The sequence below is a fragment of the Pseudomonas sp. B6002 genome (assembly GCF_013385985.1).
In the GTDB taxonomy this organism is placed as follows: Bacteria; Pseudomonadota; Gammaproteobacteria; order Pseudomonadales; family Pseudomonadaceae; genus Aquipseudomonas.
The window spans coordinates 100830-122074 of the sequence record NZ_JACAOY010000007.1; the positions used below are offsets into that span (position 1 = coordinate 100830).

Sequence of the window (21245 nt, forward strand, 5' to 3'; positions counted from 1 at the left end):
ATTCGCGAGCAAGCCCGCTCCCACAGGGGGTCAGTGTGGCGCTGGCTGCTTGCGTGCACCCAACCGACTGATCCACACCGCCCCCACAATCACCAACCCGCCCAATGCCAATCTCCCCAACGGCTCATGCTGGTTCCAGATCAGCAGGTTCAGCAGCAACCCCACCGGCACATGCAGGTTGTTCATCACCGCCAGGGTGCCGCCTTGCACCAGGCACGCGCCTTTGTTCCACCAGTACATGCCCAGCGCAGTGCTGACCAAGCCGAGGAACACCAGCACGCCCCATTGCAACGGGGCTTCGGGCAGGAAGTTGGCTTTGCCGAACATCAGGAATGCCGGCAGCACCACGATCAAGGCGCCCAGGTAGAAATAGCCGAAGCGCCGATAATGCGGCAGGTCGCTCGGGTAACGCGCCACCAGGTGCTTGTACATCACCTGGCCTGCGGCATAGGTGAAGTTGGCCAGTTGCAGCAGCAGGAAGCCGCCGAGGAAGTTCGGGGTGATCTGGTCGAAGCGAATCACTGCCGCCCCCGTGACGGCCACCAGTGCTGCCACCAGCGCCCAGGGGTTGAAGCGCCGGTTGAGGGCGTCTTCGATCAGCGTCACGTGCAACGGCGTGAGGATGGTGAACAGCAACACCTCCGGCACCGTCAACACGCGAAAGCTCAGGTACAGGCACACATAGGTCACGCCAAATTGCAGCGCGCCGATCATCAGCATGCCGCGCATGAAGGCCGGTTCCACCGAACGCCAACGGGTCAGGGGGATAAATACCAGGCCGGCCAGCACCACGCGCACCAGCACGGCGAAGTAACTGTCGACGTGACCGGCGAGGTATTCGCCGATCAAGCTGAAGGAAAATGCCTGAATCAGGGTGACAACCAGTAGATAGCCCATGCGCGCCTCGTTTCGAATGGGCGGGACATTAAAGGTTTTCGGCGTTGCACGAAACTCGGGGCAAAAAAAACCCGACCTCGCTATAGCGTCAGTCGGGCAGGAGCACTCAGGAGCAACAAGTGCAAAGGGAGGTTCTTACGCGTACTTGAAGGGTTTGCGTGGGCTTAGATAAACACCGCGCGATTATCTGACGATTAAAGGATCACGCGACCTGCGCCAACAGTGCCTTGGCGTGGTTGATGCCCTTCTCCTGGAAGTCGCCGCTCAGGTTCACCCCTTCGGCGTGAATGAAGGTGACGTCGTGAATACCGATAAAGGCCATGACCTGGCGCAGGTACGGTTCCTGGTGATCGGAGCTGGCGCCGGTGTGGATGCCGCCGCGAGCTGTCAGCACGATGGCACGCTTGCCGGTGAGCAAGCCCTGGGGCCCGGTGGCGGTGTATTTGAAGGTGACGCCGGCGCGCAAAACGTGGTCCAGCCAGGCCTTGAGGGTGCTGGGAATGGCGAAGTTGTACATCGGCGCCGCCATCACCAGCACGTCGGCAGCCAGCAGCTCGTCGGTCAATTCGTTGGAGCGGTCCAGGGAAGCCTGTTCCACAGCGCTGCGCTGTTCAGTCGGTTTCATCCAGCCGCCGAGCAGGTTGGCGTCCAGGTGTGGAACCGGGTTGAGGGCCACGTCACGCACGGTGATCTGATCCGCCGGGTGGGCGACCTGCCATTGGCTGATGAACTGCTGGGTCAGTTGGCGGGAGATCGAATCCTGCTGGCGGGCGCTGCTTTCGATGATCAGAACGTTGGACATGGCTACGTAGGCTCCATCTGTAATTGCTGTAAGTCGATGGAGAAAAGATTAACCAGGGCCTATTCGATAAAAAAGCGCAAAGAACTGCTATAACCCATCTATAAATTTGTTTATAAGCGGAGTATTGCTGTAGGCATGCTCCGCCATTGCTTTATTTCGGTGCGCAGGCCAGGGCGATCCGCATCTTGATAATGGCGCGGCTGAACTTGACCGTGGTGTTGGTGCTTTTACCGGCGGGCACCGTGACCTTGCGGTTACGTGGCGACTCCGGGCCATTGGTGAAGGTTACCGAGCACACCGCATCGTTGGTGCCGTAGTTATTGAGCTGGATCGAGCTGATGTCGCCGTCCACGTCGGAAGCGGTGTAGTCCACTTTCACGCCGTCGATCTTTTTCGTCACGTCGATGGGGTAGGCAAAGGCGCTCAGCGGCAGCATCGCCAGCAACACACAACAGAATTTTCTCATTCGGCAGTCTCCAATAAGGACCGCCAGCTTAGGACAAGAGGAGCTCATCTTGAAAGCGCCCCGCGTTACCCTTGATCAATGGCGCACGCTGCAAGCCGTGGTCGACCACGGTGGCTTCGCCCAGGCGGCCGAAGCGCTGCACCGTTCGCAGTCCTCGGTGAGCTACACCGTGGCCCGCATGCAAGACCAGCTCGGCGTGCCGCTACTGCGCATCGACGGGCGCAAGGCCGTGCTGACCGATGCCGGTGAGGTGCTGTTGCGCCGCTCCCGGCAACTGGTGAAGAACGCCAGCCAGCTGGAAGACCTTGCCCACCATATGGAACAAGGCTGGGAGGCCGAAGTACGCCTGGTGGTGGACGCCGCCTATCCCAACGCACGCCTGGTGCGCGCGCTCACCGCCTTCATGCCGCAAAGCCGGGGCTGCCGTGTGCGCTTGCGTGAAGAGGTGCTGTCGGGTGTCGAGGAGTTGTTGCTCGATGGCATGGCCGACCTGGCCATTAGCGGGTTCATCATCCCGGGTTACCTGGGCACGGAAATGAGCGATGTGGAATTTATCGCCGTGGCCCATCCCGACCATTCGTTGCACCGCCTGAACCGCGAGCTGAGCTTCCAGGACCTGGAAAGCCAGATGCAGGTGGTGATCCGTGACTCCGGCCGCCAGCAGCCGCGCGATGTAGGCTGGCTCGGCGCCGAGCAACGCTGGACCGTCGGCAGCCTGCCCACCGCCGCCACGTTCGTCAGCAGCGGCCTGGGCTTTGCCTGGTTGCCCCGGCACATGATCGAGCGCGAACTCCGCGAGGGCCTGCTCAAGCAGCTACCCTTGGAAAAGGGCGGCAGCCGCAACCCGACCTTCTACCTGTATTCGAACAAGGACAAACCCCTGGGCCCGGCCACGCAGATCCTGATCGATCTGCTGCGCACCTTTGACACCGCGCCCCTGGATGCACCTTTCGCCGCGCCACAACAAGCCTGAAACGGAGTTCACCCATGGCCTGGTTCGACCATGAAGGCTGCAGCCTGCACTACGAGGAATACGGCCACGGCACACCGCTGATCCTGATCCACGGCCTGGGCTCCAGCAGCCAGGACTGGGAACTGCAGATCCCCGTACTGGCCAGGCACTACCGCCTGATCGTGGTGGACGTGCGTGGCCATGGGCGCTCCGACAAACCCCGCGAACGCTACAGCATCCAGGGTTTTACCTTTGACCTGCTCGCGCTGATCGAACACCTGAACCTGCCGCCCGCCCATGTGGTGGGCTTGTCCATGGGCGGCATGATCGCCTTCCAGTTGGCGGTGGACGAACCGAGCCAGGTCAAGAGCCTGTGCATCGTCAACAGCGCCCCCGAGGTCAAGGTGCGCAGCGCCGATGATTATTGGCAATGGGCCAAGCGTTGGAGCCTGGCACGGCTGCTCAGCCTGGCCACCATTGGCAAGGCTCTGGGCGATCGGCTATTTCCCAAACCCGAGCAGGCCGACCTGCGCCGCAAGATGGCCGAACGCTGGGCAAAAAACGACAAACGTGCTTATCTCGCCAGCTTCGATGCGATTGTGGGCTGGGGCGTGCAGGAACAACTTTCCCGAATTGCCTGTCCTACGCTGGTCATCAGCGCCGACCACGACTACACCCCCGTGGCGCAGAAAGAAAACTATGTAAAACTGCTGCCCGATGCGCGGCTGGTGGTCATCGAGGATTCCCGCCATGCCACACCCTTGGATCAACCCGAAGTCTTTAACGCTACCCTGCTCGATTTTCTAAAGACAGTCGAAACCACTACCCAGGATCACTGACCCATGTTGAAAAAAATCGCCTTCTTTGCCGGTTCCGTTCTGTTCGCTGCCAACCTGATGGCGGCCGAGCCAGCCAAGGCTCAGCACGTGCTGATCAGCACCACCAACGGTGACATCGAAATCGAACTGGACCCGGTCAAGGCGCCGATCAGCACCAAGAACTTCCTGGCCTACGTCGACAAGGGCTTTTACACCAACACGATTTTCCACCGTGTGATCCCGGGCTTCATGGTCCAGGGCGGCGGTTTCACCGCGCAGATGTCGCAAAAGCCGACCGATGCGCCGATCAAGAACGAGGCCAGCAACGGCCTGCATAACGTGCGTGGCACCCTGTCCATGGCGCGCACCAATGACCCGAACTCGGCCACCAGCCAGTTCTTCATCAACGTGGCTGACAATGCCTTCCTCGACCCGGGCCGCGACGCCGGCTATGCCGTGTTCGCCAAGGTTGTCAAAGGCATGGACGTGGTCGACATCATCGTCAACTCCCAGACCACCACCAAGCAGGGCATGCAGAACGTGCCAATCGATCCTGTCGTGATCAAGTCGGCCAAGCGCATCGACTGAGGTCTGCAGGTAGCTTCGCGTGGTGCCCACAAGGCACCGCGCGCATTTGAACAGGAGAGCCCGCCAGGCGGGCGTCAACCCTAATGCTCTATCGTCGTTTTGAACAACTGATCGATATCTTCCGCGACGCTCCCAGCGCGGCCCCTCCCGATAAAGTCCTGCCCTTCTACCTCTACTACCTGCGCCAGGTGTGGCCACATTTTGCCGCCTTGCTGGTGGTGGGCCTGATCGGCGCGCTGATCGAAGTGGCGCTGTTCAGCTACCTGAGCCGCATCATCGACCTGGCCCAGGGCACGCCGCCCGCAGACTTTTTCCAGATCCACAGCGGCGAGCTGATCTGGATGGCCGTGGTCGCCCTGTTGTTGCGCCCGATCTTCGGCGCCCTGCACGACCTGCTGGTGCACCAGACCATCAGCCCGGGCATGACCAGCCTGATTCGTTGGCAAAACCACAGTTACGTGCTCAAGCAGAGCCTGAATTTCTTCCAGAATGACTTCGCCGGGCGTATCGCCCAGCGAATCATGCAAACCGGCAACTCCCTGCGCGATTCTGCCGTGGCGGCCGTGGACGCGATCTGGCACGTGGCGATCTACGCCATCAGCGCCCTTGTGCTGTTTGCCGAAGCCGATTGGCGCCTGATGATCCCGCTGGTGACCTGGATCATCTGCTACAGCCTGGCGCTGCGTTACTTCGTGCCACGGGTGAAGGAACGCTCGGTGATTTCCTCCGAGGCGCGTTCCAAGCTGATGGGCCGCATCGTCGACGGCTACACCAACATCACCACCCTGAAGCTGTTTGCTCATACGAGCTACGAGCAGGAGTACGCCAAGGAAGCGATCGTCGAACAGACCGAGAAAACCCAGTTGGCCAGCCGCGTGGTGACCAGCATGGACATTGTGATCACCAGCATGAACGGCCTGCTGATCGTGACTACTACCGGCCTGGCCCTGTGGTTGTGGACGCAGTCGCTGATCTCCGTGGGCGCCATCGCCCTGGCCACCGGCTTGGTGATTCGTATCGTCAACATGTCCGGCTGGATCATGTGGGTGGTCAACGGCATTTTCGAAAACATCGGCCAGGTGCAGGACGGCCTGAAAACCATCGCCCAGCCGTTGGCCGTGATCGACCGCGAGAACGCCCCGCGCCTGAGTGTGCCCCACGGCGAAGTGCGTTTTGAGCAGGTGGATTTCCACTACGGCAAGAAGAGCGGGATCATTGGCGGCCTGAACCTTGAGATCAAGGCCGGCGAAAAGATCGGCTTGATCGGCCCGTCGGGCGCCGGTAAATCAACCCTGGTCAACCTGCTGCTGCGCCTTTACGACCTGCAAGGCGGGCGTATCCTGATCGACGGCCAGAACATTGTCGAAGTCGCCCAGGAGTCGTTGCGCGAACAGATCGGCATGATCACCCAGGACACCTCGCTGCTGCACCGTTCAATCCGCGACAACCTGTTGTACGGCAAGCCGGACGCCACCGACGAAGAGCTTTGGGCTGCCGTGCACAAGGCGCGGGCCGATGAGTTCATCCCCTTGCTGTCGGACGCCGAAGGCCGCACCGGGCTGGACGCGCATGTGGGAGAGCGCGGGGTGAAACTCTCCGGCGGGCAACGCCAACGCATCGCCATCGCCCGCGTGCTGCTCAAGGACGCGCCGATCCTGATCATGGACGAAGCCACCTCGGCCCTGGACTCGGAAGTGGAAGCGGCGATCCAGGAGAGCCTGGAAACCCTGATGCAAGGCAAGACGGTGATTGCGATTGCGCACCGGTTGTCGACCATTGCGCGCATGGACCGCCTGGTGGTGCTGGAGAAAGGCCAGATCGCCGAGAGTGGCAGCCATGCCGAGCTGCTGGCCCATGGCGGGCTGTATGCGCGGTTGTGGCATCACCAGACCGGGGGGTTCGTCGGTATCGACTGACCCAACACCGCCCCCACTGTGGGAGCCGGCTTGCCGGCGATGAGGCCCGGAAGATCACCGCATTGTTCCAGGCCGCCATCGCCGGCAAGCCGGCTCCTACAGTTTGAATAGCGCCAGGTCCCGATTTTAAAGGGGCCTGGCGCTTTTTTATGGCCTGGAATTGTGGCGCAACCGTGCTGTACTCACAGCAGTGCCCAGACGGGCGCTGTAGTAAATCTGCAGGGAGCATCACTGATTTACTGATTCGGTAGAGCGATCTATCAAGGACGGGCTTCATGTCTTTGTTCAAACGTTCAGTGACGGAGGGGTTAGGTACGTTTTGGCTGGTGTTGGGCGGTTGCGGGAGCGCGGTGTTGGCCGCAGCATTCCCCGCAGTCGGGATCGGGTTGCTGGGTGTGGCCCTGGCGTTCGGGCTCACGGTGCTGACCATGGCGTTTGCCATCGGCCATATCAGCGGTTGTCACCTCAACCCGGCGGTCTCGGTGGGGCTGGTCGTGGGCGGAAGGTTTCCGGCCAGGGAGTTACCGGCGTACATCATCGCGCAGGTCATCGGCGGCACCGTCGCTGCTGCGCTGCTGTACTTCATCGCCAGCGGCAAACCAGGCTTCGAACTGGCGAGCGGCCTGGCGTCCAACGGCTACGGCGAGCATTCGCCGGGAGGTTATTCCCTGGCAGCGGGGTTTGTCTGTGAGCTGGTGATGACGGCGATGTTCGTGCTGATCATCCTCGGCGCCACCGACCGTCGTGCCCCACCGGGCCTAGCGCCCATCGCCATCGGCCTGGCCCTCACGTTGATCCACCTGATCTCCATTCCCGTGACCAACACCTCAGTCAACCCGGCCCGCAGTACGGGCCCGGCGCTGATCGTCGGCGGGTGGGCGATCCAGCAGTTGTGGATGTTCTGGCTCGCGCCGATCCTGGGCGCGGTGATTGGCGGCGTGACCTATCGATGGCTCGGCAAGGAGGAGCCGGCCTGAGCGAGACGGGTTCAGCCCTGCCGCTACGGCAGGGCTGCCTTCAATGGGGCCTGGTTCAGCCTTGATGAGCCTGCATGTACTGACGCAATAGCTGATTGATTCGCGTCTGGTAGCCAGTCCCTTGACCTTTGAACCACTCCAGAACATCCGCATCAAGCCGAATAGTCACCGCCTGCTTCACTGGAACACGCAGTTCGGCACGCCGGAAGAACTCGGCATCCAACTCAGGAATATCGCTGGTATCAATCTCTTCATCATTCATCTTGGCCAAGCGCTCCCAATCAGTTTTCGATGTTTGCGTCATAGTATTTGGCCTCCTTCTTGGTTGCTTTGCGGGCGGAGATGATACGGATCACATCACCACTCCGTTCGGTGTATACGACCACACCCATTAACAATTTGATCCAGCCAATACTGACCCATCGTTCTTCGTCATAATCCGCTCGATCATCGCGCATGGCCAGCATTGGGTGCCGAAAGATATCTGGAACGTCATTAAAATCGATGCCGTGCTTAACAATATTGGCCTTATTTTTGGATTCATCCCACTCAAATAGCATGGCACATCCTGTATGTACTTTTGTACATACAGGATAGCGATTCAAGTGTGTCTTGCCCGGGTTGCCAGACCGGCGGTTCAGCCCTGTCGGTAGGGCAGCGCTGCCCGCGCCTCTTCGGCATAGGCCTGAATGCCCACGCGTTCACGCTCGAGAAAATCCTCCACGGCATTCTTCAACCCGGGATGGCGCAGGTAATGCCACGAACGAGTGATCACCGGTTCGAACCCGCGAATCAACTTGTGCTCGCCCTGGGCCCCGGCGTCGAAGCGCTGCAAGCCTTCGGCGATGGCGTAGTCCATGCCCTGGTAGAAACAGGTTTCGAAATGCAGGCGGTCAAACTCCGCCAGGCAACCCCAATAGCGGCCGTAGAAGCTGTCGCCACCGATCAGGCTGAACGCCATCGCCACCGGGCGTGAGCCTTGTTTGGCCAGCACCACGCGGATCGCTTCGGGCATGCGCTCGGCCAGCAGGCTGAAAAACGCGCGGGTCAGGTAGGGAGACTGGCGACGTACCGCGTAGGTATTGGCGTAGCAGGCGTAGACAAAGTCCCATTGCGCCTCGCTCAGTTCATGGCCTTGCAGCCATTCGAACGCGATGCCCTGCCCCGCCACTTGCTCGCGCTCTTTGCGCATCTGTTTGCGCTTGCGTGAACTCAAGGCGTCGAGAAAATCCTGAAAGTCGCGATACCCACGGTTCTGCCAGTGAAACTGACAACCCAGGCGCTGCAACCAGCCCGGCTGTTGTGCCAGCGCTTCGTCGGCCAATGGATCGGTGAAGTTGATATGAGCGCTGGAAAGCCCTTCGATTTCCAGGTAGCCCGGCAACGCCTTGAGCAACTCGAAACCGTCCTGAGCATTCGCCGCCAGCAGACGCGGCCCGCTGACCGGGCTGAACGGCACCGCCGTGAGCAGCTTGGGGTAGTAGTCGATACCGGCGCGCTCACAGGCGTCCGCCCAGCCATGGTCGAACACGTACTCGCCATAGGAATGCCACTTGCGGTAACTGGGCAACGCCGCCACCAGGCGTTCGCCCTCCCAATGCAGCAAATGCTCCGGCTGCCAGCCCGATTGCGGGCCCAGGCTGGCGCTGTCTTCCAGCGCGCTCAGGAACGCATGCCGCACAAACGGCTGGGCCTGCGGCACCAGGGCATCCCAGGCCTGCGGGGCGATTTCGGACAGGCTGTCCAGGCGTTGCAACGGCATCGGCATCCTCACTACGTCGGGGCGTGAAAGCCTGGCGAGTATCGCTTATCGCCGAACTTCGCACACCTTCAAATGCCGCGACAAAACCCATGCCAGTTAGTTCCTTCTTAAATTATTTGTCATCTACATGACATCACTTAGCCACTGCTCCGTCATAAACGATCGTGATACTGACGCCTGTTTTTAGAGCGCCCGGTTATACCGAGCGGCTACTTGTCCGTCCGAAATCGGTCGGTTGTGTCCTGGATGGTTTGCCATCCCTCCTCACTTTCGGAGATTGATATGCGTCTTGCTTCCACTAAAACTGCGGCGCTCCTGTGTGGCGGCCTGCTACTGGCCCTGAGCATTCCGGCCAACGCCGCAGTCGACGCTAAATTGCTCGACATGCTCAAGGCCAACGGCCAGATCACCGCTTCGCAGTACACCGAGCTGCAAGCGGAATTGGCCAAAGACCAGAAAGAAAAGCAGATCGCACAGCAAGCTCAACAAGAGACCAACGAGCAGATCGCGGCCACCGCGAAGAAAACCACCGAGCTGAGCAGCTTCGACCAGAAGCTTGCCTGGGCTGCCAAGACTCAGTTCAAGGGCGACGTTCGCGTACGTCACGAAACCGTGAAGATCGACGGCGAACAAGGCGTCAATGGCGGGCGTGACAAGGACCGTGACCGTATCCGTGCGCGTCTGGGGGCTTACACCGAGATCAACTCACAAGTGGACACCGGCATCCGCATCGCCACCGGCGGCAGCGACGACGCGCGTTCCACCAACCAGGACCAGGATAACTACTTCGACAAGAAGCAAATCTGGCTGGACCTCGGTTACATCGACTACCACCCCGACCAAATCAAGAACCTGCACGTGATCGGCGGCAAGATGCTGCAACCCTGGGTGAGCATGGGCGACGTGATCTGGGATAGCGACATCAACCCGGAAGGTCTGGCAGTAACTTACAAATACCCATTGGGTGGCAGCGCCGAGCTGTTTGGTAGCCTCGGTAACTACAACCTCAAGGACAACGTCGACGGCGACGGCGTGCAATTTCGTCACGACCTGCGCCTGACTTCTGGCCAGTTGGGTACTCGCTTCTCCGTCACCGACAACCTGAAACTGACCCTGGGCGGTAGCGTCTACGCCTACCAGAACGACAAGGACAGCCGTTGCCCAACCAGCGGTACCGTGACTACGCCGTGTGCACTGGCGGTCAACGGCAACTCGGCTGACAACCAGTTCCGCCTGTATGAAGGCTTTGCCCAGGCTGACATCGGTGGCCTGGCCGTACCGCTGGCGTTCTACGGCCAGTACGTGAAGAACAACGACGCCGTGACCGACCAGGACACCGCCTGGTTGGTGGGCGCCAAGTCCAAAGTGTTCGGTTTCAACCTGGACTACAACTACCGCGATATTCAACGTAACGCGGTCGTGGGTGCCTTCACCGACTCGGACTTCGCCAACGGCACCACCGGTTCCCGTGGCCACAAGTTCAAAGTGGGTTACGACATCGACAAGAACTTCGCCCTGGGCGCCACGTACTTCCTGACCAAGGCTGACTTCTCCAGCCGTACTCAACGCGACGCCAACACCAACACCCTGCAGTTGGATGCTGAAGCCAAGTTCTGATTCAGCACGTAATACGCCTTGGGCCAGGACGGCCCGAGGCGCCTTTCACAGCCTCGCGTGGGTGAGTCGGTCCCCATCATCCGTTCGACTCAATCACGCGAGTCTGCCTTTACCCCGCCTTTACTGATCCTTCAGTCGTTCCGCCGCCAGGCGTTCAGCCAGCGCATCCACATCCTTGAGCGGTTCCTCCGGCATGATCTTCAGCGTCGCCTGCATCAGGCGCATCTGGCGGATAAAACGCCGGCAGTTGGGGCAGAACATCAAATGATGACGCACCAGCAAACGCTCGCGAAAGGTCAATTGCCCGTCGAGATAATCACTGGACCGCGCCACTTGTTCTTTACAGGTCAACATTCGCCCGTTTCCTCAAAATGCTCCACCGTGGCGAAGACTTTAAGCCGTGCTCGATGCAACAGCACACGGACATTGGAGAGCGAGAGCGTCAGAAGATTACAGATTTCTTCCAATTCCAGCCCCTGGCGTTCACGCAACACCAGCACGCTACTTTGCAATTCGGACAAACTCAGAATCGTATGTTCCAGGCATTTGCGCAGTTCATCTTCGGTCAACAGGGCTTCGGGCGTGTCCTGGTGCCAGGCATACGGGGCGACCGCCCAATGGCCATCGTCCGGCACGAAGCGGTCATCGCCGATGGTGCCGTGGGGCGACGGCAAGTCATCAAGCAGCACTTCGCGCCGGTTCTGCTTGTAGCGGCCCTTGGCGGAGTTGGCGGTGATGGTCAGCAGCCAGGTCTTGAGGCTGGAACGCCCTTCGAACTTGGCCAGGTTGCGCACCACCGACAGCCAGGCGTCCTGCACCACTTCATCGGCATGGCGCTGGCCGACGATGGCGTAGGCCACTGCACGCATGGCGCTTTGGTAGGTGGTGACCAGCTCCTTGTAGGCGCGTTGCTCACCCTTGAGCAGCCGTTCAAGCAGGTGCGTGTCGTCCGCTGCTGCCATTGTCTACCTCAATCCCACAGTGGAAATCCGATACCTGTCTGTGGGAGCTGGCTTGCCTGCGATAGCGGCGGTGAATTCACCCTCGTCATCGCAGGCAAGCCAGCTCCCACATTGGCCAGCAGATCAGCGTTTGCGCAGGATCACGCTACCGATCGAATAACCCGCACCGAAGGAGCTCAGTACCGCGACGGAGCCCTTGGGCAGGTCGTCCTGGTAGGTGTGGAAGGCAATCACCGAACCGGCCGAGCTGGTATTGGCGTAAGTATCGAGAATCACCGGCGCTTCTTCCACTGTGGCTTCGCGACCCAGCAGTTTCTTCACAATCAGGTGGTTCATGCTCAGGTTGGCCTGGTGCAGCCAGAAGCGCTTCACGTCGGCCACGTTCAGCTGGTTTTCCGCCAGGTGCACGCCGATCAGTTCGGCCACCATCGGGCACACGTCGCGGAAAACTTTGCGGCCTTCCTGCACGAACAGCTTGTCGGGCGCGCCGATGCCCTCTTCCGCGGTGCGGTTGAGGAAGCCGAAGTTGTTGCGGATGTTATTGGAGAACTTGGTCAGCAGCTTGGTGCTTACCACGTCGAACTGGTGCTCGGAGGTCGCCAGGTCGGCACGCTCCAGGACCACGGCGGTGGCCGCGTCGCCAAAGATGAAATGGCTGTCGCGGTCGCGGAAGTTCAAGTGGCCGGTGCAGACTTCCGGGTTGACCATCAGGATCGCCCGGGCCTGGCCCAGCTGGATGCTGTTGGCGGCGTTCTGGATGCCGAAGGTGGCCGACGAGCACGCCACGTTCATGTCGAAGCCGAAGCCTTCGATGCCCAGGGCTTCCTGGACTTCAATGGCGATGGCCGGGTAGGCACGCTGCAGGTTGGAGCAGGCGACGATCACGCCGTCGATGTCGGCCGCGGTCTTGCCGGCACGTTGCAGGGCCTGTTCGGCAGCGCCGACGGCCATCTGGCAGAGCACCGACCACTCGTCGTTGCTGCGCTCGGGCAGGCGCGGGGCCATGCGCTGCGGGTCGAGAATGCCGTCCTTGTCCATCACGAAGCGGCTCTTGATACCCGATGCTTTTTCAATGAACGCCGCGCTGGATTCGGTCAGCGCCTGCACATCACCGCGCTCGATGGCGGCGGCGTTGTCGCTGTTGAACTGTTGCACGTAAGCATTGAAAGACTGCACCAGCTCTTCGTTGGAGATGCTGTTGGCCGGGGTGTACAGGCCGGTGCCGCTGATGACGACGTTATGCACGGTCGTTCCTCTAAATCTGTCAGGCAGAAGATATTGGTACCGTCGTACCAAACTTTAAGTCGTTCGATGCCGTCCAGCGGGCATCAAACTGGCAACGCTTTATTCCATCGCGCCGTGGCTGCGCACCAGCCTGTCACGACGATCCCGGCATTTATAGGCGCGAAGTTTGCCACAAACCTCGATATTTGGCGCTATCTGCGGACAAACACCGGTTTGCCTTGGAATGCATTCAAAATGTGGGAGCTGGCTTGTGTGGGAGCTGGCTTGCCTGCGATAGCATCACCGCGGTGTGACCAACACACCGAGGTGTCTGCATCGCGGGCAAGCCCGGCTCCCACACAAGCCGGCGCCTACAGGGGATGTATCAGGCTTCGACCAAAGACCATTGCTTGCTCAGGCGCTTGTCGGAAATCGGCACTTTGGTGCCCAACTGCTGGGCAAACAACGACACCCGGTATTCCTCCAGCCACCAGCGGTACAGCTCCAGCTGGGGGTCGCGCTTACCTTCCTGGGCATGCTTTTTCAGGCGGTTTTCGTACTGGGTCCACAGGCCCGCCAGCTCTGCGCTCCACACCCGGTCCTTTTGCACCTGGCTCGGCAGCTTCTCCAGGCGCAGTTCGATGGCCTTGAGAAAGCGCGGCAATTCCTTGAACCATTGTGCCGGGGTTTCCCGCACAAAACCGGGATAGACCAGGTGGCTGAGCTGCTGCTTGATATCGTTCAAGGCCACGGCCTGGGCCAGGTCGATCTTGCCCTTGAAGCGTTTTTGCAGGCCATGCCAGAGTTTCAGCACCTCCAGGGTCAGGCGCGCCAGGCGCTCGGCGTGTTCGGTCCAGCTGCCGCGCTTGCGCTCGGCCAACGCCGCCAAACCGGCGCCATCACGTGGCAGGCTGGCTTCGCCCTCGAGCACGCAGGTGTCGAGGCTGGCCAGCAGGATGTCCTCCACCAGCGCATCAATGCGCCCCAGTTCGCGGTACATCAGGCCAAGTTCGGTCAAGCCCGGCAACTTGCCGCGCAGGAATTTGGCCGGTTCCGCCAGTTGCTGCATCAACAAACGTTGCAACGCACGACGGTGCTGGAACTCGGCCTCGGCGGCCGTAGAGAAACGCCCTTCCTTGACCGTGCCGTTTTCTTCAACCAATGCCGGGTACACCGTCATCGACAGGCCGGCGATCTTTTGCTGGGTCTTCTCGGCCACTGCCGCGAACACCTTGGCCTCCACCGGTTGCTGGCTCTTTGCGGTTTGCGGCACGGCCAACGCAGCCTGGCTGGCCTCGGCGAACCGCGCGGTCAGCTCGGCCAGGTCGCGGCCTTCGCCGAGGAACTTGCCCTGGCCGTCGACCACTTCCAGGTTCATCTTCAGGTGGTTTTCCACCTGTTGCGCCGCCTCGGCCCAGGCTTCATCGCTGACCCGAGCGCCAGTCATGCGCAATAACTCGCGACCCAGTGCCTGGGGCAGCGAGCCCTGGCCGAATTCGATGCGTTGCAGCGCAGCCTTGACGAAGTCCGGCACCGGCACGAAGTTCTTGCGTAGGGCCTTGGGCAAGTTGCGCACCAGGGCGATGCACTTGGCTTCGATCACCCCGGGCACCAACCATTCGAGGCGCTCTGGCGGCAAGGCTGGCAGGAGGGGCGCCGGCACGCGCAAGGTCACACCATCGCGGGGGTGGTTGGGTTCGAAGTGGTAACTCAACGCCAGTTCCAGGTCACCCAAGTGCAGGGTGTCCGGGTAATGCAGGGCAGTGACTTCACTGGCCTCGCGGGCCAACACGTCTTCTTCGCGCATGATCAACAGCTGCGGGTTCTTCTGGCTGTTGACCTTGTACCAGCTGTCGAACGTGGCGGTCTGGTGGATCTCGGCCGGCAGCCGCGCGTCGTAGAAGGCGTAGAGGGTTTCTTCGTCGGCCAGGATGTCGCGGCGGCGCGCCTTGGCTTCCAGCTCATCCAGCTGTTCCAGCAGTTGCTGGTTGGCCGTCAGGCACTTGGCGCGGGACTGAATCTCACCCCGCACCAGGCCTTCACGGATAAACAACTCGCGGGACACCACCGGGTCGACCGGCCCGTAATGCACCGGCCGGCGCCCGACCACAATCAACCCGAACAAGGTGATCTGTTCAAACGCCACGACCTGGCCGCGCTTCTTCTCCCAGTGGGGCTCGAAGTGGTTTTTCTTGATCAGGTGCCCGGCCAGCGGTTCGATCCAGTCGGCATCGATCTTGGCCACCATGCGCGCATAGAGCTTGGTGGTTTCCACCAGTTCGGCGGTCATCAGCCATTGCGGACGCTTCTTGCCGATGCCCGACGACGGGTGAATCCAGAAGCGCCGCTGACGCGCGCCCAGGTAGTCACCGTCTTCGGCTTTCTGGCCGATCTGGCTGAGCAGGCCGGAGAGCACCGCCTTGTGCAGTTTCGGGTAGTCGGCCGGGTCTTTGTTGATCGCAAGCTGCATGTCACGGCAGATCAGGCTCAACTGACGATGGGAGTCACGCCATTCGCGCAGGCGCAAATAGTTGAGGAAGTTCTTGCGGCACCAATTGCGCAGCGGGCTGGCGGTCAACGCCTGGCGTTGTTCTTCAAAACCGCGCCACAAATTGACCAGCCCGGCGAAGTCCGAGTCTGCGTCTTTCCACTGCGCGTGGGCCTGGTCGGCGGCCTGTTGACGCTCCGGTGGGCGCTCGCGCGGATCCTGAATCGACATGGCACTGGCCACGATCAGCACTTCCTGCAAGCTGCCGAGCTTGGCCGCTTCGAGCAGCATGCGGCCCATGCGCGGGTCCACCGGCAGGCGCGCCAGTTGGCGGCCCAACGGCGTGAGCTGGCTGTTGCGGTCAACGGCTGACAGCTCTTGCAGCAGGTTGAAACCGTCGCTGATGGCCTTGCCATCCGGTGGTTCGATAAACGGGAAGTCGGTGATCTCGCCGAGGCGCAAATGGAGCATCTGCAGGATTACGGCGGCGAGGTTGGTGCGCAGGATCTCGGGGTCGGTGAATTCAGGGCGCCCGATAAAATCCTCTTCGCTGTACAGGCGCACGCAGATGCCCGGCTCAACCCGGCCACAACGGCCTTTACGCTGGTTGGCACTGGCCTGGGAAATCGCCTCGATCGGCAGGCGCTGCACCTTGGCGCGGTAGCTGTAGCGGCTGATGCGCGCGGTACCGCTGTCGATCACATAACGAATGCCCGGCACCGTCAGCGAGGTTTCCGCAACGTTGGTGGCCAGCACCACACGGCGGCCCGGGTGGGATTGGAAAATGCGCTGCTGTTCGGCCGGCGACAGGCGTGCGTACAGCGGCAAAATTTCGGTGTGCTTGAGCTGGGCCTTGCGCAGCATGTCGGCGGCGTCGCGGATCTCGCGCTCGCCGGGCAGGAACACCAACACGTCACCGGGGCTGCGCCGTTCGCTGCGCTCATAGGCGGCGATTTCATCAAGGGTGGCGAGGATCGCCTGGTCGACGGTGAGGTCGTCCTCGACACGGTTGCCCTCCTCATCCTGTTCCAGGGTCAGCGGGCGGTACCAGGTGTCGACCGGGAAGGTACGGCCCGACACTTCGACAATCGGCGCATCGTCAAAATGCTTGGAGAAGCGCTCCAGGTCGATGGTCGCCGAGGTGATGATGACTTTGAGGTCCGGGCGACGCGGCAGCAGGGTCTTCAGGTAGCCCAGCAGGAAGTCGATGTTCAGGCTGCGTTCGTGGGCTTCGTCAACGATGATCGTGTCGTAGCGTTCCAGGTAGCGGTCGTTCTGGGTTTCCGCCAGCAGGATGCCGTCGGTCATCAGCTTGATCAGCGTGTTGGAATCGCTCTGGTCTTCGAAGCGCACCTGGTAGCCGACCAGCGCGCCCAGCGGCGTGCCCAGTTCTTCGGCGACCCGGCTGGCCACGCTGCGCGCCGCGATCCGGCGTGGCTGGGTGTGGCCGATCAGGCCGAACTGGCCGCGACCGATTTCCAGGCAGATCTTCGGCAACTGGGTGGTTTTGCCCGAGCCGGTTTCGCCGGCAATGATCAGCACCTGGTGCTTGTTCAAGGCTTCTTTGATTTCATCGCGCTTGGCGGCAATCGGCAGGCTGTCGTCATAACGGATCACCGGCAGGCTGGCACGCCGCGCCGTAACCTGGGCGCAGGAGGCCTGCATGCGCGCCACCCATTGCGCCAACTTGTCCTCGTCGGGCTTTTTGCGCAGCTCAAGCAATTGCCGCCGCAAGCGGTGGCGGTCGGCGAGCATGGCGTGATCGAGGGTTTTGAGCAGTTGGTCGATAGTGGGCGCTTGGTCAGTCATCAGCTACTTGACGGTCATCTGTATAGGCACGGCCGGCAAGTGTGGCAGAAAAGCGTCTCGTCTGGCAGGCGGCTGAGTGGCATCAAGGATAAACCCAATCAAATGTGGGAGCGGGCTTGCCCGCGATTACGATCTGTCAGCAACACCTCTACCGCCTGATACACCGCTATCGCGGGCAAGCCCGCTCCCACACAAGCCCTCCCACAAGGAGCAGGCGTTAGAGCGGGTCTTTGCGCCGGTATGGGAACACATCGATGACCTTGCCGGCGCGAATCGCCTCCTGCAGGCCCTTCCAGTAGTCCGCGTTGTACAACTCGCCGTGCAGCTCATCGAACAGCTGGCGCTGGCTGGCGTCGGCGAACAGGAACGGCGGGAATTCCTCGGGGAACACGTCCAGCGGGCCAATGGAGTACCAGGGCTCGGAGGCCATTTCGTCCTCGGGGGTGCGCGGCGCGGGGATATGGCGGAAGTTGGCCTCGGTCAGAAAGCAGATTTCGTCGTAGTCGTAGAACACCACGCGACCGTGGCGGGTGACGCCGAAGTTTTTCAGCAGCATGTCACCGGGAAAGATATTCGCCGCCGCCAGCTGCTTGATGGCCTGGCCATAGTCTTCCAGGGCTTCGCGCACCTGGGCGGGGTTGGCGTTATCGAGGTAGAGGTTGAGCGGGGTCATGCGCCGCTCGGTCCAGCAGTGGCGGATAAGCACCGTATCGCCTTCCACTTCGACGGTGCCGGCCGCGACTTCCAACAGTTCTGCCAGGCAGTCGGGTTCGAACTTGCTCAGGGGGAAACGAAAATCGGCGAACTCCTGGGTATCGGCCATGCGCCCGACCCTGTCGACGCTTTTGACCAGCCGGTACTTCTCGATCACCGTGGCGCGGTTGACGTTTTTTGACGGCGAAAAGCGGTCCTTGATGATCTTGAACACGGTGTTGAAGCCCGGCAGGGTAAACACGCTCATGACCATGCCACGCACGCCCGGGGCCATGATGAAGCGATCATCGGTGGTGGCCAGGTGGTTAATCAGCGCGCGATAGAACTCCGACTTGCCGTGCTTGTAGAAGCCGATGGAGGTGTACAGCTCGGCGATGTGCTTGCCCGGCAGGATGCGCCTGAGAAAGCCGATGAATTCCGCCGGCACCGGCACGTCGACCATGAAGTAGGAACGGGTGAACGAGAAGATGATCGACACGTCGGCTTCGTCGGTGATCAGCGCATCGATCTGGATGCCGCGCCCCTCGCGGTGCAGCAACGGGATCGCCAGCGGCCACTGTTCGTCGCGGGTGTAGAGGCGGCCCACGAGGTAGGCGCCTTTGTTGCGATAGAGCACCGAGGAAAACAACTCGACATTGAGGTCCGGGTCTTTGCACACCCAGTCCGGCAGGTTTTCCCGTAGCTGGGCTTCAAGGCGACGCAGATCAGCTGGCAGGTCGGCGTAGGGTTCGCTGAAGCGGTAGTCGGCAAACACCTGCGCCAGCATCTGGGCAATCTTGCCATTTGGCGTGTAGGTGCGGGTTTGCGCTGCCCGCGCCCGGCGCAGGCTGGGCCGGGTGGTGTGGATGAACATGCAGCCGTCGCTGATCAGGTCGTGGCTGAACAGGCCGCAGAAGATCGAGTTGTACCAGGTCTCGGACAGCTCATCGTCAAAGCGCAGGTCGATCAAGCCGATGTAGGCGCTTTTGACCAGGGGCCAGGCATCCACCTCCAACAGCACCGCGTCATCGAAGCTGGCTCGCAAGCGCGCCGTGACTTCGCCGACCTTTTCTTCATACAGGTTGATCCGCGCCGCCGACGCCGCCTGCCCAAGTTGCCACTGCGCCTTCTCGAACCGCTCGCGGGCACCGTCGGTGATCTGGCGGAAATGCTCACGGTAGTCGTCGAAGCCATCGAGGATCATCCGGGCGATGGCGGGGGCGGATTGCGACATGCGGGAAACCTCTGGCGGGCATCTGGATGCCCTGAGCTTAGCCAGTGAATAGAAGCAGGAGAAGGAGGATTTTTCGCGGCAGGTTGTACAGCTTTGCGCACTTCGTACATTTATTTTCAATTTTCACAATTCGACCAATCGGTCAGTAAACGCACCAAAAAGTCGCACGAATCGCTACCCGCCCTCACCTGCACGCCTGAATCGGCGGGGCTTGGCGCTTTTGCACGGTAAAACCCGCTATGTCACTGAAGTTCACCGTTTGTAACCATCTTGATACAGCGTAAGGGAAACCCTGATTACCACCTTAGTGGCACTTTGATATATAGCGCGCCCTCTCCCACCCTAACAAGGTCTGAAGACCGATCCGGGAACAGGTTCTAATCGCCCAAGGAGCATTGAGATGTCATTGAGGAACATGAGGATCGGATTGCGTGCCAGTCTGAGTTTTGGGGTTTTGGCCAGCATGTTGGTGATTGTCGGCCTGTTTGGCTTGGGGCAGATGGCCAAGCTGCGCGAAAGTGCACTGGTCATCGAAGATTCGTGGATGCCGAGCATCGAGAGTATCCACGACGCCGCCGCCTGTATCGCCAGCATCCGCCTGGAGGCCTTGCGCCTGGCGACCACCGACGAGTCGCGGGTGCGGGATAACAGCAAAAGCCTGATCACTCGCCAGCGCAGCGAACTGCAAACGTTGCTCGATCACCACCAAGACCTGCTCAGCGGCGATGAAGAACGCGAGATGCTCATGCAACTCAAGGCCAACGTGAACACCTACGTGACCATCGTCGGGCAGATGGTCGCGCTGGTCGACAAGGACCAGCAGCAAGACGCCATCGACTTGCTCACCAGCCGCCTGGCGCCCCAGGGCACCGTCCTCAATAAAAGCCTGGAGGACATGATCACCTTCAACCAGAAAGGCGTGGAAGACGCCGCCGGCCTGGCCGCACAGATGTACACCAACGCCCAGTGGGTGGTCGGCCTGATCATCCTGTGTGCCCTGATCGCCACGCTGCTGTTGGCCTGGCTGTTGACCCGCAGCATCACGGCGCCCATCGGCCAGGCCTTGGCCGTGGCCCGCACCATCGCCGGTGGCGACTTGAGCCAGCCGATCGTGGTGCACGGGCGGGACGAACCGGCGCAATTGCTGGCTGCCCTCTCCACCATGCAGGTGCAACTGCAAACCACCATCCGTGGCATCAGCGAGTCGGCGCAGCAACTGGCCTCTGCCGCCGAAGAGATGAGTTCGGTGATGGAACAGAGCACCCGTGGCCTGCAGGCGCAGAACGATGAAATCGAACAAGCCGCCACGGCCGTGAACGAGATGAGCGCAGCGGTGGACGAGGTGGCAGGCAATGCGGTGTCCAGTGCCGAGGCGTCCAAGGCCTCTGATGAGGACAGCAAGCACGGCCACTACCAGATCAGCGAAACCATCAGCTCGATCCAGAACCTGGTGGACGAAGTGCTCGGTGCCTCGACCAAGGCCGAAGGCCTGGCCGTGCAAGCCCAGGACATCAGCAAGGTGCTGGAAGTGATCCGCGGCATCGCCGGGCAAACCAACCTGCTGGCACTGAACGCTGCCATCGAAGCCGCCCGCGCCGGTGAAGCCGGGCGCGGTTTTGCGGTGGTCGCCGATGAGGTGCGTTCCCTGGCACAACGTACCCAGGACTCCACCGAAGAAATCGAGCAGATGATCACCGGTATCCAGCAAGGCACCCAAGGCACCGTCGAGGCGCTCAACAGCAGCGCCGAACACGCCGGCCAGACCCTGCAACGGGCCAACAGCGCCGGCAGCGCGCTGGAAAAAATCACCGCCGCCATCTCGCAGATCAGCCAGCGCAACCTGGTGATCGCCAGCGCCGCCGAGCAGCAGGCGCTGGTCGCCCGCGAAGTGGACCGCAGCCTGGTGAACATCCGTGACCTGTCCACCCAAACAGCGGCGGGGGCCACTCAGACCTCAGCCGCCAGCCAGGAATTGTCGCGCCTGGCGGTGGACCTGAATGGGCTGGTCACACGGTTTGTCCTGTAATCCCTCAAGGCGTC

General features: G+C 61.1%; 18 protein-coding genes. 7 read left to right on the forward strand and 11 right to left on the reverse strand.

Features of this window, described 5'->3' with window-relative positions; all coding sequences use genetic code 11:
- Nucleotides 1-30: 30 nt before the first annotated feature.
- The 3 genes from HX792_RS11735 to HX792_RS11745 form a co-directional block, all read right to left on the reverse strand.
- Nucleotides 31-897, reverse strand: a complete 867-nt coding sequence (locus HX792_RS11735) for a carboxylate/amino acid/amine transporter (protein WP_176996264.1) — start codon at nucleotides 895-897, stop codon at nucleotides 31-33.
- A gap of 202 nt (nucleotides 898-1099) precedes the next feature.
- Nucleotides 1100-1699, reverse strand: a complete 600-nt coding sequence (locus HX792_RS11740; protein ID WP_176996265.1) for an FMN-dependent NADH-azoreductase — start codon at nucleotides 1697-1699, stop codon at nucleotides 1100-1102.
- 151 nt (nucleotides 1700-1850) lie between these two features.
- Nucleotides 1851-2165 (reverse strand): 3-phosphoglycerate kinase, encoded by a 315-nt coding sequence (locus HX792_RS11745; protein ID WP_176996266.1) that lies wholly within the window; start codon nucleotides 2163-2165, stop codon nucleotides 1851-1853.
- Between the two features lie 49 nt (nucleotides 2166-2214).
- Here HX792_RS11745 and HX792_RS11750 point away from each other — a divergent pair, with 49 nt between their 5' ends.
- The 5 genes from HX792_RS11750 to aqpZ all read left to right on the forward strand — a co-directional run bounded on the left by HX792_RS11750 (nucleotide 2215) and on the right by aqpZ (nucleotide 7416).
- Nucleotides 2215-3138: a LysR family transcriptional regulator gene (locus tag HX792_RS11750; RefSeq protein ID WP_176996267.1), complete on the forward strand. Its 924-nt coding sequence runs from the start codon at nucleotides 2215-2217 to the stop codon at nucleotides 3136-3138.
- A 14-nt stretch (nucleotides 3139-3152) separates the two neighbouring features.
- Nucleotides 3153-3956, forward strand: coding sequence for an alpha/beta fold hydrolase (locus tag HX792_RS11755; RefSeq protein WP_176996268.1), 804 nt, complete (start codon nucleotides 3153-3155; stop codon nucleotides 3954-3956).
- 3 nt (nucleotides 3957-3959) lie between these two features.
- Entirely contained in the window at nucleotides 3960-4523 is a 564-nt protein-coding gene (locus HX792_RS11760) for a peptidylprolyl isomerase (RefSeq protein WP_176996269.1), read from the forward strand.
- Between the two features lie 83 nt (nucleotides 4524-4606).
- The gene (locus tag HX792_RS11765) at nucleotides 4607-6439 is read left to right on the forward strand and encodes an ABC transporter ATP-binding protein (RefSeq protein ID WP_176996270.1); all 1833 of its coding nucleotides are present in this window, start codon (nucleotides 4607-4609) and stop codon (nucleotides 6437-6439) included.
- 275 nt (nucleotides 6440-6714) lie between these two features.
- Nucleotides 6715-7416 carry an aquaporin Z gene (gene aqpZ, locus HX792_RS11770; RefSeq protein ID WP_176996271.1) on the forward strand — a complete coding sequence of 234 codons (702 nt, stop codon included), beginning with the start codon at nucleotides 6715-6717 and terminating at the stop codon, nucleotides 7414-7416.
- Nucleotides 7417-7471: 55 nt separating this feature from the next.
- Here the strand turns inward: aqpZ and HX792_RS11775 are convergent, their stop codons facing one another.
- From HX792_RS11775 to HX792_RS11785, 3 genes are all read right to left on the reverse strand, one after another.
- Nucleotides 7472-7720 (reverse strand): BrnA antitoxin family protein, encoded by a 249-nt coding sequence (locus HX792_RS11775; RefSeq protein ID WP_176996272.1) that lies wholly within the window; start codon nucleotides 7718-7720, stop codon nucleotides 7472-7474.
- Nucleotides 7698-7976, reverse strand: coding sequence for a BrnT family toxin (locus tag HX792_RS11780; RefSeq protein ID WP_176996273.1), 279 nt, complete (start codon nucleotides 7974-7976; stop codon nucleotides 7698-7700). The genes HX792_RS11775 and HX792_RS11780 overlap by 23 nt, the downstream gene beginning before the upstream one ends.
- Nucleotides 7977-8053: 77 nt before the next feature.
- Nucleotides 8054-9178 (reverse strand): GNAT family N-acetyltransferase, encoded by a 1125-nt coding sequence (locus HX792_RS11785; protein WP_176996274.1) that lies wholly within the window; start codon nucleotides 9176-9178, stop codon nucleotides 8054-8056.
- Between the two features lie 282 nt (nucleotides 9179-9460).
- On the opposite strand from HX792_RS11785, the gene HX792_RS11790 reads away from it, so the two are divergent.
- Entirely contained in the window at nucleotides 9461-10795 is a 1335-nt protein-coding gene (locus HX792_RS11790; protein ID WP_176996275.1) for a putative porin, read from the forward strand.
- 120 nt (nucleotides 10796-10915) lie between these two features.
- On the opposite strand, the gene HX792_RS11795 is transcribed toward HX792_RS11790, so the two are convergent.
- The 5 genes from HX792_RS11795 to aceK form a co-directional block, all read right to left on the reverse strand.
- A complete protein-coding gene (locus HX792_RS11795) occupies nucleotides 10916-11149 on the reverse strand; it encodes an anti-sigma factor (protein WP_176996276.1) in 234 nt (77 codons plus the stop codon).
- Complete coding sequence (locus tag HX792_RS11800; RefSeq protein ID WP_176996277.1) at nucleotides 11143-11757, reverse strand: RNA polymerase sigma factor; 615 nt, start codon at nucleotides 11755-11757, stop codon at nucleotides 11143-11145. Before HX792_RS11800 ends, HX792_RS11795 begins: the two co-directional genes overlap by 7 nt.
- Nucleotides 11758-11880: 123 nt before the next feature.
- On the reverse strand, nucleotides 11881-13002 hold the full coding sequence (locus tag HX792_RS11805; RefSeq protein ID WP_176996278.1) for a beta-ketoacyl-ACP synthase III: 1122 nt from the start codon (nucleotides 13000-13002) through the stop codon (nucleotides 11881-11883).
- 364 nt (nucleotides 13003-13366) lie between these two features.
- Nucleotides 13367-17278, reverse strand: coding sequence for an ATP-dependent RNA helicase HrpA (gene hrpA / locus HX792_RS11810; protein WP_176996279.1), 3912 nt, complete (start codon nucleotides 17276-17278; stop codon nucleotides 13367-13369).
- A gap of 217 nt (nucleotides 17279-17495) precedes the next feature.
- Nucleotides 17496-19205, reverse strand: coding sequence for a bifunctional isocitrate dehydrogenase kinase/phosphatase (gene aceK, locus HX792_RS11815; RefSeq protein ID WP_176996280.1), 1710 nt, complete (start codon nucleotides 19203-19205; stop codon nucleotides 17496-17498).
- A gap of 463 nt (nucleotides 19206-19668) precedes the next feature.
- Between aceK and HX792_RS11820 the strand changes: the two genes are divergently transcribed.
- Nucleotides 19669-21231 carry a methyl-accepting chemotaxis protein gene (locus tag HX792_RS11820; protein WP_371319349.1) on the forward strand — a complete coding sequence of 521 codons (1563 nt, stop codon included), beginning with the start codon at nucleotides 19669-19671 and terminating at the stop codon, nucleotides 21229-21231.
- Nucleotides 21232-21245: the final 14 nt, after the last annotated feature.

Coding starts and splice junctions, on each gene's coding strand:
- HX792_RS11735 (WP_176996264.1), bottom strand. CDS start 897: ATGGGCTATCTACTGGTTGTCACCCTGATTCAGGCATTTTCCTTCAGC.
- HX792_RS11740 (WP_176996265.1), bottom strand. CDS start 1,699: ATGTCCAACGTTCTGATCATCGAAAGCAGCGCCCGCCAGCAGGATTCG.
- HX792_RS11745 (WP_176996266.1), bottom strand. CDS start 2,165: ATGAGAAAATTCTGTTGTGTGTTGCTGGCGATGCTGCCGCTGAGCGCC.
- HX792_RS11755 (WP_176996268.1), top strand. CDS start 3,153: ATGGCCTGGTTCGACCATGAAGGCTGCAGCCTGCACTACGAGGAATAC.
- HX792_RS11760 (WP_176996269.1), top strand. CDS start 3,960: ATGTTGAAAAAAATCGCCTTCTTTGCCGGTTCCGTTCTGTTCGCTGCC.
- HX792_RS11765 (WP_176996270.1), top strand. CDS start 4,607: ATGCTCTATCGTCGTTTTGAACAACTGATCGATATCTTCCGCGACGCT.
- aqpZ (WP_176996271.1), top strand. CDS start 6,715: ATGTCTTTGTTCAAACGTTCAGTGACGGAGGGGTTAGGTACGTTTTGG.
- HX792_RS11775 (WP_176996272.1), bottom strand. CDS start 7,720: ATGACGCAAACATCGAAAACTGATTGGGAGCGCTTGGCCAAGATGAAT.
- HX792_RS11780 (WP_176996273.1), bottom strand. CDS start 7,976: ATGCTATTTGAGTGGGATGAATCCAAAAATAAGGCCAATATTGTTAAG.
- HX792_RS11785 (WP_176996274.1), bottom strand. CDS start 9,178: ATGCCGTTGCAACGCCTGGACAGCCTGTCCGAAATCGCCCCGCAGGCC.
- HX792_RS11790 (WP_176996275.1), top strand. CDS start 9,461: ATGCGTCTTGCTTCCACTAAAACTGCGGCGCTCCTGTGTGGCGGCCTG.
- HX792_RS11795 (WP_176996276.1), bottom strand. CDS start 11,149: ATGTTGACCTGTAAAGAACAAGTGGCGCGGTCCAGTGATTATCTCGAC.
- HX792_RS11800 (WP_176996277.1), bottom strand. CDS start 11,757: ATGGCAGCAGCGGACGACACGCACCTGCTTGAACGGCTGCTCAAGGGT.
- hrpA (WP_176996279.1), bottom strand. CDS start 17,278: ATGACTGACCAAGCGCCCACTATCGACCAACTGCTCAAAACCCTCGAT.
- aceK (WP_176996280.1), bottom strand. CDS start 19,205: ATGTCGCAATCCGCCCCCGCCATCGCCCGGATGATCCTCGATGGCTTC.
- HX792_RS11820 (WP_371319349.1), top strand. CDS start 19,669: ATGTTGGTGATTGTCGGCCTGTTTGGCTTGGGGCAGATGGCCAAGCTG.